A 17,797-nucleotide genomic window follows, 5' to 3' on the forward strand; every position below is an offset into this window, starting at 1 on the left:
GCCGAGGTCCTCGGCGCCGGCCAGGTCGGCCTCGACGACGACTTCTTCGAGCTCGGCGGCAACTCGCTGGTCGCCACCAGGGTCGCCGCGCGCCTGTCCGAGGCGCTCGACACCCAGGTGCCGCTGCGCGCGCTGTTCGAGGCCTCGACCGTGGCCTCGCTGGCGGCCCGCGTGGAGACCGCCACCGGCCGCGGCGGGCGCATCCCGCTGGTGCCGCAGCCGCGTCCCGAACTGGTGCCGCTGTCGCAGGCCCAGCAGCGGATGTGGTTCCTCAACCGCTTCGACAACCGCACCGCCGTCAACAACATCCCGGTGGCGATCCGCCTGACCGGTGATCTCGACGTCGCCGCGCTGGAAGCGGCCATCGCCGATGTGACCGCGCGGCACGAGTCGCTGCGCACCTTCTACCCCGAGCTCGAGGGCGCCGGGTACCAGCAGGTCCTGCCCGCCGACGAGGTCCGCTTCGCGCTGCCCGCCCAGCCGGTCACCGCGAACGAGGTCGTCGCCCGCGTCGTGGAACTGGCGGGCGTGCACTTCGACGTCACCCGCGAGGTGCCGTTCCGCGCCAGCCTGCTGCGCGTCGACGAGCGCAACCATGTCGCCGTGCTGGTCATGCACCACATCAGCGGTGACGGCTTCTCGCTGCGCCCGCTGCTGCGCGATGTCGTGGTCGCCTACACCGAGCGCGTCCGGGGCGAGGTCCCCGCGTGGGCGCCGCTCGAGGTGCAGTACGCCGACTACACGCTGTGGCAGCGTGAGGTGCTCGGCGAGGAGTCCGATCCCGAGTCGGTCGCCGCGAGCCAGATCGCCTACTGGACCGAGCAACTGCGCGACCTGCCCGACCAGATCGAGCTGCCCGCCGACCGCCCGCGTCCCGAGATCGCCACCAATGCCGGTGACCTGTACCGCTTCTCGGTCGACGCCCGGCTGCACCAGGCGCTGACCGAGATCGCCCGCGCGCACGGCGTCACCCTGTTCATGGTGATGCACGCGGCGCTGGCCACCTGGGCGGCGCGCCTGTCCAACAGCACCGACATCGCCATCGGCACCCCCATCGCGGGCCGTGGCGAGCGCACCCTCGACGACCTCGTCGGCATGTTCGTCAACACCCTGGTGCTGCGCAGCGAGGTGAACCTCGGCGGCACCTTCGGTGATCTGCTCGACCAGGTCCGCAAGGTCGACCTGTCGGCCTTCGCCAACGCCGACGTGCCGTTCGAGCGGCTCGTCGACGTGCTCAGCCCCACCCGCTCGCAGGCCCACCACCCGCTGTTCCAGGTGGCGCTGACCTTCGAGGCGGCCACCGCCGCCGACACCGGCACCGTCGCGCTGCCCGGCCTGGACCTCGACGTCGTCGACTTCGACCCGGGCACCGCGAAATTCGACGTGCAGCTGACCGTGGGCGAGGCCGCCGACGGCTCGCTGGCCATGTCCTGGAACTACGCCACCGATCTGTTCGACGCCGAGACCGTCGCCGCCTTCGGCGACCGCCTGGTGCGCATCCTGCGCAGCGTCGCCGAGAACCCCGACGTGATCGTCGGCGACATCGACCTGCTCGGCGAGGCCGAACAGCGCGACGTCGCGCAGCGCTGGGTGTCCTCCGGCGCCGACGCCATCGCCCTGCCGGTGATCCACGACGCCAGCACGCCGGCGGGTCACCGTCGCGGCCTGTTCGGCAACAAGCACACCACGCTGGTCGACCTGTTCGACGCGGCCGCCGCGGCCTACCCGGACCGCATCGCCGCCAAGTTCGGCGTCGAGTCGCTCACCTACGCCGAGCTCGACCGCCGCGCGAATGTGCTGGCGCGCAGGCTGATCGACGACGGCGCGGGCCCGGAGTCGCTGGTCGCGGTGATCCTGCCGCGCTCGCTCGATCTCGTCGTCGCGCTGCTGGCCGTCGTCAAGACCGGCGCGGGGTACGTGCCGGTCGACCCGACCTACCCGGCCGAGCGCATCGCCTACGTGCTCGAGGATTCCCGCCCCACCAGCGTGGTCCTCGACTCCACCGTCCAGGTGACGGTGCCCGCGCACCTGCCCTCGGTGGTGCTCGACGGCTTCGCCGTGGAGACCGGCAATATCGAGGACGCCGACGATCAGCCGATCACCGACGCGGACCGGATCGCGCCGCTCTCGCCGGACAACGTCGCCTACGTCATCTACACCTCCGGCTCGACCGGCCGCCCCAAGGGCGTCGCGGTCGCGCACCGGAACGTGGTGCGCCTGTTCGCCAACACCGATCGCGACTTCGGCTTCGGCCCGCGCGATGTGTGGACGCTGTTCCACTCCTACGCCTTCGACTTCTCGGTGTGGGAGCTGTGGGGTCCGCTGCTGTTCGGCGGCTCGCTGATCGTCGTCGACTACTACACCTCGCGCTCGCCCGAGCAGTTCCTGGAACTGCTGCGGGTCGAGCAGGTCACGGTGCTCAACCAGACGCCCTCGGCGTTCTACCAGCTCGCCGAGGCCGACCGGATCGCCGGACCGGGCCTGGCGCCGCTGGCCCTGCGCTATGTCGTCTTCGGTGGCGAGGCGCTGGAACTGCGCCGGCTCTCCGACTGGGTGGCCCGCCACGGTGACAGCGCGCCGACGCTGGTCAACATGTACGGCATCACCGAGACCACGGTGCACGTGTCGTACCGCGCGCTCGACGCGAAAACCATAGCCGCCGCAGCTGGTTCGGTCGTCGGCCGGGCCATCGCGGGCCTGGGCGTGTACGTGCTCGACAACCGGCTCCGTCCGGTGCCGGTGGGCGTCGCGGGTGAAATGTATGTCGCCGGACCGCAGTTGGCGCGTGGCTACCTCGGCCGCCCCGACCTGACCGCCACCCGCTTCGTCGCCAACCCCCTCGCCGGTCCGAACCAGGCGGGCTCGCGCCTGTACCGCTCCGGTGACCTCGCGCGTTGGAACCGCTTCGGCGAACTCGAATACCTCGGCCGCGCCGACGATCAGGTGAAGGTCCGCGGCTTCCGCATCGAGCTCGGTGAGATCGAGGCCGCCGTCCTGGCCCAGCCGGGCATCGCCCAGGCCGCGGTCATCGTCCGCGAGGACCAGCCGGGCGACCAGCGCATCGTCGCCTACGTGGTCGCCGACGGCGACGCCCAGCCCGACCTCGACGTCGTGCGCAGCGGCGCCGCCGAACAGCTGCCCGCCTACATGGTTCCGGCCGCGCTGGTGCGGCTCGAGTGGATCCCGCTGACCGTCAACGGCAAGCTGGACCGCCGTGCCCTGCCCGCTCCCGCGGTGCAGGCCAGGGCCTTCCGCGCCCCGGCCACCCCGGTGCAGGAGACCGTCGCCGCGGTCTTCGCCGACGTGCTCGGCCTGGACCGGGTCGGCGTCGACGACGACTTCTTCGACCTCGGCGGCAACTCGCTCATCGCCACCCGCGTGGTCGCCCGCATCGGCGCCGCGCTCGGCGCCACCGTGCCGGTGCGCGCGCTGTTCGAGGCCTCCACCGTGGAAGCCCTCGCGGCCCGGGTGGAATCGCACACCGGCGGCACCGCCCGCGCGGCGCTGGTCGCCCGCGAGCGCACCGAGGGTGAACTGGTGCCGCTGTCGTTCGCGCAGCAGCGCATGTGGTTCCTCAACAAGTACGACACCACCTCGGCGGCCTACAACCTGCCCGTGGCCATCCGCCTCACCGGCGCGCTCGACACCGAGGCGCTGGCGCTGGCACTGGCCGACCTGGTGCGCAGGCACGAATCGCTGCGCACCCGCTACCCCGAGCACGGCGGCACCCCGGTGCAGCAGATCGTGGCCGCCGAACGCATCTCGCTGGACCTGCGCCCGGTCACGGTCGCCCAGGACCGGCTGTTCGACACGGTCACCGAGTTCGTCTCCACCGGTTTCGATGTGGCCGAACAGGTTCCGCTGCGCGCCCGGCTGTTCAAGGCGAGCGAGCACGAGCATGTCCTGGTCGTGGTCGTGCACCACATCGCCGCCGACGGTTTCTCCATCGCGCCGCTGACCCGCGACGTGATGCTGGCCTACACCGCCCGCGCCCAGGGCACCGCGCCCGGCTGGGCGCCGCTGCCGGTGCAGTACGCCGACTTCGCGATCTGGCAGCGTGCGGTGCTCGGCACCGAGGACGACGCCGACTCGCTGATGGCGCGCCAGGTCGGGTACTGGCAGCGCCAGCTCGCCGGCGTTCCCGACGAGCTGACCCTGCCGTTCGACCGGGCCCGCCCGGCCATCGCCTCGCATCGCGGCGCCACCGTGCACCGCGAGCTCGCGCCGGAACTGATCGCGAAGCTCGACGAGGTGGCCCGTCGCCAGGGCGCGTCGCTGTTCATGGTCATGCACACCGCGCTCGCGGTGCTGCTCGCGCGCCTGTCCGGCTCCGACGACATCGCCATCGGCACGCCCATCGCGGGCCGTGGTGAGCAGGCACTCGACGACCTGGTCGGCATGTTCGTCAACACCCTGGTGCTGCGCACCGGCGTGCGCCCGGCCGAGTCCTTCACCGACCTGCTCGAGCAGGCCCGCAAGGCCGACCTCGACGCCTACGGCAATGCCGACGTGCCGTTCGAGCGGCTGGTGGAACTGCTGGCGCCGGAGCGCTCGCAGTCGCGCAACCCGCTGTTCCAGGTGATGCTGGCCTTCCAGAACCTGGATCGCACCACCCTGGAACTGCCCGGACTCGCGGTCTCCGCGCTCGATCTCGACGAGAGCGTCGCCCGCTTCGACCTGCAGTTCACCCTGTCCGAGCTCGGTGAGCCGGGCAGCGGCGGCATGGCGCTGGCCCTGAACTACGCCACCGAACTGTTCGACGAGGCCACCGTCGACACCATCGCGACCCGCTGGGAGCGCGTGCTCGCGGCCGTCGCCGCCGACGCGTCGGTGACCGTCGGCGCGATCGACGTGCTCGACGCCGCCGAGCGGACCGACCTGGTGTTCCGCGTCGGCGAGCCGCCGGTGCCCGCGCGTACCCTGCGCAGCCTGCTGGCCGAGGCCGTCGCCCTGAACCCGACCGGCGATGCCGTCGTGTTCCAGGGGACAGCTCTGTCCTACGCCGAGCTGGACGAGCGCTCGAACCGCCTGGCGCGCTTGCTGATCGCCGAGGGCATCGGCGCCGAAGACCTCGTCGCCGTCGGTGTGCCGCGCTCGGCCGACTCGGTGTTCGCCGCCTGGGCCGTCGCCAAGACCGGCGCCGCCTTCGTGCCGGTCGACCCGACCTACCCGGCCGACCGCATCGCCCACATGGTCACCGACTCCGGTTCACCGCTGGGCCTGACCGTCGCGTCCGTGCGGGACGGTCTGCCGGAATCGGCACGCTGGCTGGTGCTCGACGAGCTGGATCTGGACGCCTTCGACGGCGGCCCGATCGACGACGCCGAGCTGGTCCGCGCGACCACGCCCGAGCAGCCCGCCTACGTCATCTACACCTCCGGCTCGACCGGTGTGCCCAAGGGCGTCGTGGTCACCCACGCCGGTCTGGCGAACTTCGGCGAGGAGCAGGCGCAGCGCTACGCCCTCGATTCCGGCAGCCGCGCACTGCATTTCGCGTCGCCCTCGTTCGACGCCTCGATCCTGGAACTGCTGCTGGCGCTGGCCCGCGGCGGTGCGCTGGTCGTCGTCCCGCCGGGGGTCTACGGCGGTGACGAACTGTCCGAGCTGATCCGCGCCGAGCGGGTCACCCACGCCTTCATCACCCCCGCCGCGCTGGCGACCTTCGACCCGAGCGGGCTGGACTCGCTGCGGGTCCTCGTCGCCGGTGGTGAGGCGGTGCCCGCCGATCTGGTGAGCAAGTGGGCGGTTCCGCTGGCGGACGGCACGACACGTGCCTTCCACAACGGGTACGGCCCCACCGAGACCACGATCATGACCAACATCAGTGCCGCGCTGACGCCGGGCGAGCTGGTCACCATCGGTGGCCCGACCCGGGGCATGCGCTCGCTGATCCTGGACGCCCAGCTCCAGCCCGTTCCGGTGGGTGTCGCGGGTGAGCTGTATCTGTCGGGCATCCAGCTGGCGCGCGGCTACCACGCCCGCGCCGGGCTGACCGCCGACCGGTTCGTCGCCGATCCGTTCGTGCCGGGGGAGCGGATGTACCGCACCGGTGACGTCGTGCGCTGGACCGCCGACGGCACCGTCGAGTACGTCGGCCGCTCCGACTTCCAGGTCAAGATCCGCGGTTTCCGCATCGAACTGGGCGAGATCGACTCCGCGCTCGCCTCGCACGAGACCGTCGACTTCGCCACCACCGTCGGCCACAAGAGCACCGCGGGCGCGGTCTCGCTGGTCGCGTATGTGGTTGCCGCGCAGGGGAAGTCGATCGATGTCGCGGCGCTGACCGCGCACGTCGAGGATCGCCTGCCCGCGTACATGGTGCCCTCGTCGATCATGGTGATCGACCACGTGCCGCTGACCCCGGTCGGCAAGCTCGACCGCAAGGCGCTGCCGGAGCCGGTGTTCGCCACCGAGGTCACCTTCCGCGCCGCGCGCAACTCCATCGAGCAGACCATCGCCGAGGTCTTCGCCGAGGTGCTCGGCGTCGAGCGGGTCGGCGTGGACGACTCGTTCTTCGCCCTCGGCGGTGACTCGATCGTCTCCATCCAGCTCGTCTCCCGGGCCAAGGCCCGCGGCGTGCTGTTCACCCCGCGCCACGTCTTCGAGCAGCGCACCGTCGCCGGTCTGGCCTCGGTCGCCGAGACCGCCGATGTGGCCTCGGCCGCCGCGGTCACGCTGGCCGAGCTGCCCGGTGGTGGCGTCGGCGAGATGCCGCTGACCCCGGTCGTGCGGTTCATGGCCGAGCGGTCCGGCTCGTTCGACCGGTTCAACCAGACCATGGCGCTGGAACTGCCGGTCGGCATCGACCGCGCCGGTATCGCCGCCACCGTCGGCGCGGTCATCGATCGCCACGACATGCTGCGCTCGCGGCTGCACCAGGTCGACGGCCGCTGGGTGGTCGACACCGCGCCGGTCGGCGCGGTCGACGCCGACGCGCTGATCGATCACAGCACCTTCCCGGCCGATGCCACCGACGACCAGCTGGTCGAGATCGCTTCCGCCGCACTGGATGCCAGCCTGGACCGGCTGGACCCGGCCACCGGTGTGGTCGTCCGGTTCGTGTGGCTGGAGCCGACCGTGAGCGCGTCGGCGCCCGTGGTTTCGCTGCCCGCGACCGATGACGTCGCGCCTCCGGCGAAGGTCACCCGCGCCGGACGCCTGATCGTCGTCGCGCACCACCTCGTGGTCGACGGCGTCTCCTGGCGCATCCTGGTGCCCGATTTCGTTGCCGCCTGGGGCCAGCTCTCCGCTGGTCAGCAGCCGGAACTGGTCGCGCCGGCCACCTCCATGCGGGCCTGGGCGCACGCGCTCGCCGACGAGGCGCGCACCCCCGAACGCGCCGCCGAGCTGGACTTCTGGCGCGAGGTCGTGGCCACCCCCGATCCGCTGCTCACCGAGCGGCCGATGAACCCGGCCGTCGACGTCTCCGGCGTCATCGAGAAGCTGCCGGTCGAGGTGTCCGCCGAGGTCACCAAGGCCCTGCTGACCACCGTGCCCGCGCTGTTCCACGGCGGCGTCAACGACGGTCTGCTCACGGCGCTGGCCCTGGCCGCCGCCAAGTGGCGGGCCGCCCGCGCCGCCGCCACCGGCGATCAGCTGCTGGTCCGCCTCGAAGGCCACGGCCGTGAGGAAGAGGTCGCGCCCGGCGCCGACCTGTCCCGCACCGTCGGCTGGTTCACCGCGATCTTCCCGGTCCGCCTCGACCTGGCCGGCATCGACATCGACGCCGCGCTCGCCGGTGGCCCCGCACTCGGGCAGGCCGTCAAGGCGGTCAAGGAGCAGCTGCTCGCCGTGCCCGACAAGGGCATCGGCTACGGCCTGCTGCGGTACATGAACGCCGAGACTGCGGCGGAACTGCCCACCCAGCTGCCCGGTCAGATCAGCTTCAACTACCTGGGCCGCGTTGCCGACAGCGACGTCCCCGACGCGCTGCGCGGCTTCGGCTGGATTCCCGCGCCCGAGCTGGCCGCCCTCGGTGGCGCCTACGACGCCGACATGCCCGCGATGGCGCCGCTGGACGTCAACGCGATCGTCGTCGGCGACAAGCTCAGCGCCAATATCGGCTACCCGAGCACCCTGCTCGCGGCCGCCGAGGTGCGCGAGTTCGCCGACCTGTGGGTCACCGCGCTGGAAGCCGTTGCCCGGCACGCCAACTCGGCCGACGCGGGCGGCCACACGCCGTCCGACTTCGCGCTGGTGCGCTCGACTCAGGGCGATATCGAGGTCTGGGAGAAGCGGTACCCCGAGCTGACCCAGGTGTGGCCGCTGGCCGCCCTGCAGTCGGGCCTGTTCTTCCACGCCCGCCTGGCCGCGGGCTCGGTCGACGTCTACACCGCGCAGGCGGTCCTGACGCTCACCGGCCGCGTCGACGCCACCCGTCTGCGCGCCGCCGCCCAGGCCCTGCTGGACCGGCACGAGACCCTGCGCACCGCGTTCGTCACCGACCACGACGGCAACGCCGTGCAGATCGTCCTCGACCACGCCCAGGTGGCCTGGGCCGAGCACGATCGCACCGAGAACGGTGAATTCGCCGATCTGGTCGAGGCCGACCGCAACGCCCGCTTCGACCTGGCCGCGCCGCCGCTGATCCGCTTCACGCTGATCCGGATCGCCGAGGACGAGTGGCGCTTCGTGGTGTCCAACCACCACATCCTGCTCGACGGCTGGTCGACGCCGCTGGTCATGCGCGACCTGCTCGCGCTCTACGCCCTGCACGGCGACGCGAGCGCGCTGCCCGCCGTCCGGTCCTACCGGCACTTCCTGGAATGGGTCGCCCAGCAGGATCACTCGGTGTCGGTGGCGGCCTGGTCCGGCGCGCTGCGCGGCGTCACCGAGCCCACCCTGCTGGCTCGGGCCGACGCGGGCCGCGAGATCGCGGCCCTGTCGGAGGAGTACCTGTTCGACCTGGACGAGCCGACCACGGCCCGCCTGGTCGCGCTGGCCGCCGACCTCGGCGTCACCCCGAACACGGTGCTGCAGGTCGCCTGGTCGATCGTGCTCGGCCGGATGACCGGTCGCGACGACGTGCTGTTCGGCACCACCGTCTCGGGCCGTCCGGCACAGCTGTCCGGCGTGGAGTCCATGGTCGGCCTGTTCATCAACACCGTCCCGGTCCGGGTGCGCTTCGACGCCGCCGAATCGGTGCGCGCCGTGCTCACCCGCACCCAGGGCGAGCAGGCCGACCTGCTCGACCACCACTACGTGGGCCTGGCCGAGATCCAGTCGGCGGCCGGCATCGGTGGTCTGTTCGACTCGCTGGTGGTCTTCGAGTCCTACCCGGTCGACGCCGAGGGCATCAAGGCCCAGGCCGCCGATATCGACGGCATGGCTGTCACCGGCCTGGACGCCGCCGACGCCACGCACTACCCGCTGTCGCTGATCGCGCAGCTGGACACCCAGCTGCGCATCCGGGCCGGTTACCTGAGCGACCTGTTCGACGCCGCCACCGTGCACCGCATCGCCGAGCGCCTGATCCGGGTGCTCACCGCGATCACCACCGAACCCGGTGTGGCCGTTGGTGATATCGAACTGCTCGACGCCGCCGAGCGTGAGCTGGTCGTGCGTGACTGGAACGCCACCGCGCACGAGGTGGACCAGCAGGCCACGCTCGTCTCGATGTTCGAGGCCCAGCTGGCGCGCACTCCGCAGGCCACCGCCCTCGTCTTCGAGGGCGAGAGCCTGTCCTACGCCGAGTTCGCCCAGCGCGTCTACCGTCTGGCGCGCTGGCTGATCGATCGCGGTGTCGGCCCGGAAACCTATGTGGCCCTGGGCATGCGCCGCTCGATCGACCTGGTGGTCGGCATGTACGCGGTGAGCGTGGCCGGTGGCGCCTACGTGCCGCTGGACCCGGATCACCCGGCCGAGCGCACGGAATACATTCTGGCGACAGCGGATCCGGTGTGTGTGCTCACCTCGGGCACCGACCTGGAGATCGACACCGCGCAGGTCCGCATCGACCTGCTCGACCTGGTCGGCTACTCCGACACCCCCATCGCCGATGCCGAGCGCACGGTGCCGCTGCGGCCGTCGAACACCGCGTACGTGATCTTCACGTCGGGGTCGACCGGTCGCCCGAAGGGTGTCGCGGTCAGCCATGGCGCGATCGTCAACCGCCTGGTGTGGATGCAGTCGGCGTACGGCCTGACCGAGGCCGATGTCGTCCTGCAGAAGACGCCTGCCACCTTCGACGTGTCGGTGTGGGAGTTCTTCTGGCCCTTGCAGATCGGCGCGCGTCTGGTCGTCGCGAAGCCGGACGGGCATCGCGATCCGGCCTACCTGGCCGAGATCATCCGGGCCGAGGGCGTCACCGTCACCCACTTCGTGCCCTCGATGCTGGCGGTCTTCGTCGCCGACGCCGCGGCCGCGCGCTGCGAGTCGCTGCGGATGGTGTTCGCCTCCGGTGAGGCGCTGCCGCCCAAGCCCGCGCATCGCCTGCGCGAGCTCACCGGCGCGGCCCTGCACAACCTGTACGGCCCCACCGAGGCCGCGGTCGACGTCACCTTCCACGAGGTCGTCGACACCGACACCGACACCGTCCCGATCGGCGCCCCGGTGTTCAACACCGAGGTCTACGTGCTGGATTCGCGGCTGCGGCCGGTCCCGGTGGGTGTCGCGGGTGAGCTGTACCTGGCGGGCACCCAGCTGGCGCGCGGCTACGTCGCGCGGCCGGACCTGACCGCCGACCGCTTCGTCGCCAACCCCTTCGACGACGACGGCGCCCGCATGTACCGCACCGGCGACCTCGTCGCCTGGACCGAGCACGGCGAGCTGGAGTACCTGGGCCGCACCGACTTCCAGGTGAAGCTGCGCGGTCTGCGCATCGAGCTGGGCGAGATCGAGTCGGCGCTGACCGCGCTCGACGAGGTCGCCCAGTCGGTGGTCGTGGTCCGCGGTGACCAGCACACCGGCGATCAGCTGGTGGCCTACGTCATCGCCGCGCCGGGCCGCACCGTCGACATCGAGGACGCCCGCGAGGAACTGGGCAACAACCTGCCCGCCTACATGGTGCCCGCGGTGCTCATCGTGCTCGACGAGTTCCCGCTCAACGCCTCCGGCAAGCTCGACCGCAAGGCGCTGCCCGCGCCGGTGTTCGAGGCCGCGGTGTTCCGCGCCCCGACCACCCCGGTCGAGGAGATCGTCGCCGCCACCTTCGCCGACGTGCTCGGCCTGGAGCGGGTCGGCCTCGACGACGACTTCTTCGCCCTCGGCGGCAACTCGCTGACCGCGACCCAGGTCGCCGCCCGCCTGTCGGCCGCGCTGGAGACCGACCTCGGCGTGCGTGAGCTGTTCGAGGCCTCGACCGTCGTCGCCCTGGCCGCGCGCGCCGAGACGCACTCCGGCACGGACCGCCGCGCCGCCCTGGTCCCGCAGCAGCGCCCCGAGCGGGTGCCGCTGTCGCTGGCCCAGCAGCGCATGTGGTTCCTCAACCGTTTCGACCCCGAGTCCGCGGTGGACAACATCCCGGCCGCCGTGCGGCTGTCGGGTCTGCTCGACCGGCAGGCGCTGCAGGTGGCCGTGGCCGACGTGCTCGCCCGCCACGAGTCGCTGCGCACCTACTACCCGGAGGTCGCGGGCGCTGCCCACCAGGTGATCGTGCCGACCGGCAAGGTCATCCCCGACCTCGCGCCGATCGAGACCACGGGTGCCGAACTGCCGCAGCGCCTTTCGGCGTTGGTGCTGACCGCCTTCGACGTCACCGCCGAGGTGCCGTTCCGCGCCGCCCTGTTCGAGATCAGCCCCACCGAACACGTGCTCGCCCTGGTCGTGCACCACATCTCGGCCGACGGCTTCTCCATGGGCCCGCTGACCCGCGACGTGATGACCGCCTACAGCGCCCGCGTCGAAGGCGCGGAGCCGGCCTGGCGTCCGCTCGAGGTGCAGTACGCCGACTTCGCGCTCTGGCAGCGCGCCGTGCTCGGCGACGAGGACGACGCCGAGTCCGTGATCGCCCAGCAGATCTCGTTCTGGGGCGAGAGCCTGCGCGGCCTGCCCGAGCAGCTGGACCTGCCCGCCGACCGGCCGCGCCCCGCGGTCGCCAGCGGTCGCGGCGCCACGCACACCTTCGAGATCGACGCCGACACCCACGCGGCGCTGGCCGAGCTGGCCCGCAGCCGGGGCGCGACGCTGTTCATGGTCGCCCACGCGGCGCTGGCACTGCTGCTCTCGCGCCTGTCCGGCGAGCACGACATCGCCATCGGCACCCCGATCGCGGGCCGTGGCGAGCGCGCCCTCGACGACCTGATCGGCATGTTCGTCAACACCCTGGTGCTGCGCACCGAGGTCGACGGCGACGCGAGCTTCACCGACCTGCTCGGCGAGGTCCGCGCGAGCGACATCGCGGCCTTCGGTCACGCCGATCTGCCCTTCGAGCGCCTGGTCGAGATCATCAACCCGGCCCGCTCGCAGGCGCGGCACCCGCTGTTCCAGGTCATGCTGGCCTTCCAGAACACCGCCCAGGCGAGCCTGGAGCTGCCCGGCCTGACGGTCAGCGGCGTCGAGCTGCCGATCGACGTGGCCAAGTTCGACCTGAACGTGGTGCTCACCGAGAAGCCTGCCGACTCGCCTTCGGGCATCGTCGCCGAGCTGATCTACGCCACCGACCTGTTCGACGCGGCCACCATGGACCGCTTCGGCACCCGCTTCGCCCGCCTGCTGGCCGCGATCGCGGCGACGCCGGACCGGGCCGTCGGTGACCTCGAACTGCTCGACGCCACCGAGAACGCGCTGGCGGTGCTCGGCTGGAACGACACCGAGCGCGCGCTGCCCGGCGCGGGCACCCTGGTCGACGAGTTCGCCCGCCAGGCCGCCGCCACCCCGACCGCGGTCGCGATCGTCGACCCGGCCACCGGCGCGAGCCTGACCTACGCCGAATTCGCCGCGCGCGTGCACCGGTTGGCGCGTCGCCTGATCGAGGCGGGCGTCGGCCCGGAGACCCTGGTCGCGCTCGGCCTGCGCCGCAGCATCGACCTGGTCGTCGCCGCCTACGCGGTGCAGGAAGCGGGCGGTGGCTACGTGCCGCTCGACCTCGACCAGCCCGCCGACCGCATCGCCTACGTGCTGGAGACGGCCGCCCCGGTGGTCGTCCTCACCACGGCGCGCGACGGTTTCGACGCGGGTGAGCTGCCGACGCTGGCCATCGACAGCATCGAGCTGGCGGCCTACGCCGACGCCCCGGTCACCGATGCCGAGCGCATCGCGCCGCTGCGTCCGCAGCATCCGGCCTACGTCATCTTCACCTCCGGTTCGACCGGTCGGCCCAAGGGCGTCGCGGTGTCGCACGCCGCCGTCGTCAACCAGATCCGCTGGATCACCGGCGAATACGGCATCGGCGCCGACGACGTGGTGCTGTTCAAGACCCCGGCCACCTTCGACGTGTCGGTGTGGGAGCTGTTCGGCCCGCTCAGCACCGGCGGCCGGCTCGTCGTGGCGAGCCCGGACGGTCACCGCGACCCGCAGTACCTCGCCGATGTCATCGCGGCGCAGCGCGTCACGATGACCTCGTTCGTGCCCTCGATGCTCACCGTTTTCGCAGGCAGCGTCGATGCCACCGCTCTCGCGGGCGGAGCTCTGTCCTCGCTGCGCGCGCTGCTGATCGCCGGTGAGGCCTTCACCGGAGACGCGGTCGCCGCGCTGCGCAAGGTGAGCGACGCGGCCCTGTTCAACCTGTACGGCCCCACCGAGTTCACCGTCCACGCGACGCACGGCCCGGTCGCCGATCGGGTCGACGGCGCCGTCCCGATCGGCGCGCCGGTCTGGAATTCGCAGGCCTACGTGCTGGATTCGCGGCTGCACCCGGTCGCCGCCGGGGTCGCCGGTGAGCTGTACCTGGCCGGCGCGCAGCTGGCGCGCGGTTACTTCGGCCGCGCCGATCTGACCGCCGACCGCTTCGTCGCCGACCCGTTCGGCACCGACGGTCAGCGCATGTACCGAACCGGTGACCTGGTGCGCCGCGACGAGCAGGGTGTCATCACCTACCTCGGCCGCACCGACTTCCAGGTCAAGCTGCGCGGTCTGCGCATCGAGCTCGGCGAGATCGAAGCCGCGCTCACCGCGCACGAGAGCGTCGGGCAGTCGGTCGTGGTCGTCCGCTCGGATGCCCGCACGGGTGATCAGCTCGTCGGCTACGTCGTGCCCGCCGCCGGTGCTACCACCGAGATCGACGCGCTGCGTGCGCATCTGGCCGCGCAGCTGCCGTCGTACATGGTCCCGGCCGCGTTCGTCGTGCTCGACGAGATGCCGCTGAGCGCCAACGGCAAGCTGGATCGCCGGGCGCTGCCCGATCCGGTGTTCGAGGCGCGCGAGTTCCGCGCGCCGAGCACGCCGATCGAGGAGATCGTCGCCGCCACCTTCGCCGAGGTGCTCGGCCTGTCCGGGGACCGCGCCGTCGGCCTGGACGACGACTTCTTCGACCTGGGCGGCAACTCGCTGATCGCCACCCAGGTGGTCGCCCGCCTCGGCGCCGCGCTCGACACCCGCGTCCCCGTGCGCGTGCTGTTCGAGGCGCCGTCGGTCGCCGCGCTGGCCGCCAAGGTGGAATCGCACGCGGGCAGCGGCAGCCGCCGCGAGCTCGTCGCCGGGCCGCGGCCGGAGCAGATCCCGCTCTCGCTGGCCCAGCAGCGCATGTGGTTCCTCAACCGCTTCGACAGCGCGACCGGGGTCAACAACATCCCGCTCGCCGTCCGCCTGACCGGCGACCTCGACATCGACGCCCTGCGCCAGGCCGTCGCCGACGTGGTCGACCGGCACGAGGTGCTGCGCACCGTCTACCCCGAGACCGCCGAGGGCCAGGGCGTGCAGGTCGTGCTGCCCGCGGGCCAGGTGCCGATCGCGCTCACCCCGATCACGGTCGGCGAGGACGAGATCCGCGACCGGATCAGCGAACTGGTGCTGGCCGGGTTCGACGTCACCGCCGAGGTGCCGGTGCGCGCCGCGCTGCTGCGCGTCGCCGGGTCCATGGACGGCTCGCACCCCGACACCCACGTGCTCGTCTTCGTCGTGCACCACATCTCCGGCGACGGCTGGTCGGTGCGCCCGCTGGCCCGCGACGTGATGATCGCCTACGCCGCGCGCTCGCGCGGTGAGGCGCCGGGCTGGGCGCCGCTGCCGGTGCAGTACGCCGACTTCGCGCTGTGGCAGCGCGAGACCCTCGGCGCCGAGGACGACGCGTCCTCGATGATCGCCCAGCAGGTCGCGTACTGGTCGCAGCACCTGGCCGGCCTGCCCGATCAGCTCGACCTGCCTGCCGACCGGCCGCGTCCGGCCGTGGCCTCCAACCGCGGTGGCGTGCACGAGTTCTCGATCGATCCGGCGCTGGCGGCGAGCCTGAACGTGCTGGCCCGCGAACACGGCGCCAGCCTCTTCATGGTCGTGCACGCCGCCTTCGCGGCGCTGCTGGCCCGCCTGTCCGGCAACGACGACATCGCCATCGGCACCGCCGTCGCGGGCCGTGGTGAAGCGGTCCTCGACGACGCGATCGGCATGTTCGTCAACACGCTGGTGCTGCGCAGCGCGGTCGACCCGGCCCAGCCGTTCACCGCCCTGCTCGCGCAGACCAGGGAGAGCGACCTGGCCGCCTTCGGCCACGCCGACCTGCCGTTCGAGCGCCTGGTGGAGATCCTCAACCCGGCCCGCTCGCAGGCGCGGCACCCGCTGTTCCAGGTGATGCTGTCGTTCCAGAACACCGGTGAGGCGGCCTTCGAGCTGCCCGGCCTCGAGGTCGCCGGCGTGCCGCTGGACGTGGTCACCGCCAAGTTCGATCTGCACCTGAACCTGGCCGACCGGCATCGCGCGGACGGTTCCGCCGACGGCATGCTCGCCGAATTCGCCTACGCCACCGACATGTTCGACGCCGACACCATCGCCGCGCTCGCGCAGCGCCTGGTGCGGATGCTGACCGCGGTCGTCGCGGCGCCCGAGCGCGCCATCGGCGAGGTCGACCTGCTGGCCCCGGCCGAATACCGCCAGGTGGTCACCGGCTGGAACGCCACCGCGCACCCGGTCGACCAGGCCGCGACGCTGGTGTCGATGTTCGAGGCGCGGGCCCTGACCAGCCCGAACGAGATCGCCCTCACCTTCGAGGGGACGAGTCTGTCCTACGGCGAGTTCGCCGCGAAGGTGAACCGCCTGGCCCGGCACCTGATCGCCCAGGGCGTCGGCCCGGACACCATGGTCGCGCTCGGCATGCGCCGCTCGCTCGACCTGGTGATCGGCATGTACGCGGTGAGCGTGGCCGGTGGCGCGTACGTGCCGCTCGACCCCGACCACCCGGCCGAGCGCACCCACTACGTGCTCGAGACCGCCGCCCCGGTGTGCGTGCTGACCACGGCCGCCGACGAATTCGACGCGGGTACCACCACCGCGCTGCACATCGAGAGCCTGGACCTGGCGGGTTACTCCGCCGCTCCGGTCACCGATGCCGAGCGCAGCGCGCCGCTGCGGCCGGAGAACACCGCGTACGTGATCTTCACGTCGGGGTCGACCGGTCGCCCGAAGGGTGTGGCGGTCAGTCACGGCGCGATCGTCAACCGCCTGGTGTGGATGCAGTCGGCGTACGGCCTGACCGAGGCCGATGTCGTCCTGCAGAAGACGCCTGCCACCTTCGACGTGTCGGTGTGGGAGTTCTTCTGGCCCTTGCAGATCGGCGCGCGTCTGGTCGTCGCCAAGCCCGACGGTCATCGTGACCCGGCCTACCTGGCCGCGATCATCGATGCCGAGGGCGTCACCACCGCGCACTTCGTGCCGTCGATGATGTCGGTGTTCGTGGCCGAGCTGGCCGAGACCGCCGCCGTGGCACTGGCCGACGGCACCGCCACCGCGAGCAGCCTGCGCCTGGTGTTCGCCTCCGGTGAGGCGCTGCCCGCGCCGACCGCCCAGCGCCTGCGCGCGCTCACCGGCGCGGCCCTGCACAACCTGTACGGTCCCACCGAGGCCGCGGTCGACGTCACCTTCCACGAGGTCACCGACGCCGACACCACCTCGGTGCCGATCGGCGCCCCGGTCTTCAACACCCAGGTGTACGTGCTGGATTCGCGCCTGCACCCGGTGCCCGTCGGCGTGCCCGGCGAGCTGTACCTGGCCGGTGTCCAGCTGGCGCGCGGCTATGTTGCCCGCCCCGACCTGACCGCGGACCGCTTCGTCGCCGACCCGTTCGGCGCCGAGGGCACCCGCATGTACCGCACGGGTGACCTCGTGACCTGGACCGCCGACGGCGAGCTGGAGTACCTGGGCCGCACCGATTTCCAGGTGAAGCTGCGTGGTCTGCGCATCGAACTCGGTGAGATCGAGTCGGCGCTGACCGCGCTGCCGCAGATCGCCCAGTCGGTGGTCGTTGTCCGTTCCGACGAGCGGCTGGGCGACCAGCTGGTCGGCTATGTGATCCCGGCCGCGGGGGCGAGCGTCGACCTCGACGCCGTGCGCACCGAACTCGGCGGCGCGCTGCCGGGCTACATGGTGCCGACCGCGTACGTGATCCTGGACGCCTTCCCGCTCAACGCCTCCGGCAAGCTCGATCGCAAGGCGCTGCCCGCGCCGGTGTTCGAGGCCAAGGTGTTCCGCGCGCCCTCGACCCCGATCGAGGAGATCGTGGCGGGCACCTTCGGCGACGTGCTCGGGGTGACCCGGGTCGGCGCCGACGACGACTTCTTCGAACTCGGCGGCAACTCGCTGCTGGCCACCCAGGTCACCGCCCGCATCGGCGCGGCCCTGGACACCCAGCTCTCGGTGCGCGACCTGTTCGAGGCGTCGACCGTGTCCGCGCTCGCCGCCCGCGCCGAGCACAACGCGGGCTCCGGCCGCGCCC

Annotated in this window: 1 protein-coding gene (running past both ends of the window); it reads left to right on the plus strand. The window is 72.0% G+C overall.

The whole window is internal to a non-ribosomal peptide synthase/polyketide synthase gene (locus tag ACFYWJ_RS09400; protein WP_355273621.1) on the plus strand: the coding sequence, 43,608 nt in all, runs 12,567 nt past the left edge and 13,244 nt past the right edge, and what appears here is coding positions 12,568–30,364 (codon 4,190, complete, through codon 10,122, partial); the first complete codon in view begins at nucleotide 1. The start codon and the stop codon both lie outside this window.

The sequence above is a fragment of the Nocardia sp. NPDC003269 genome (genome assembly GCF_042888005.1).
In the GTDB taxonomy this organism is placed as follows: Bacteria; Actinomycetota; Actinomycetes; order Mycobacteriales; family Mycobacteriaceae; genus Nocardia.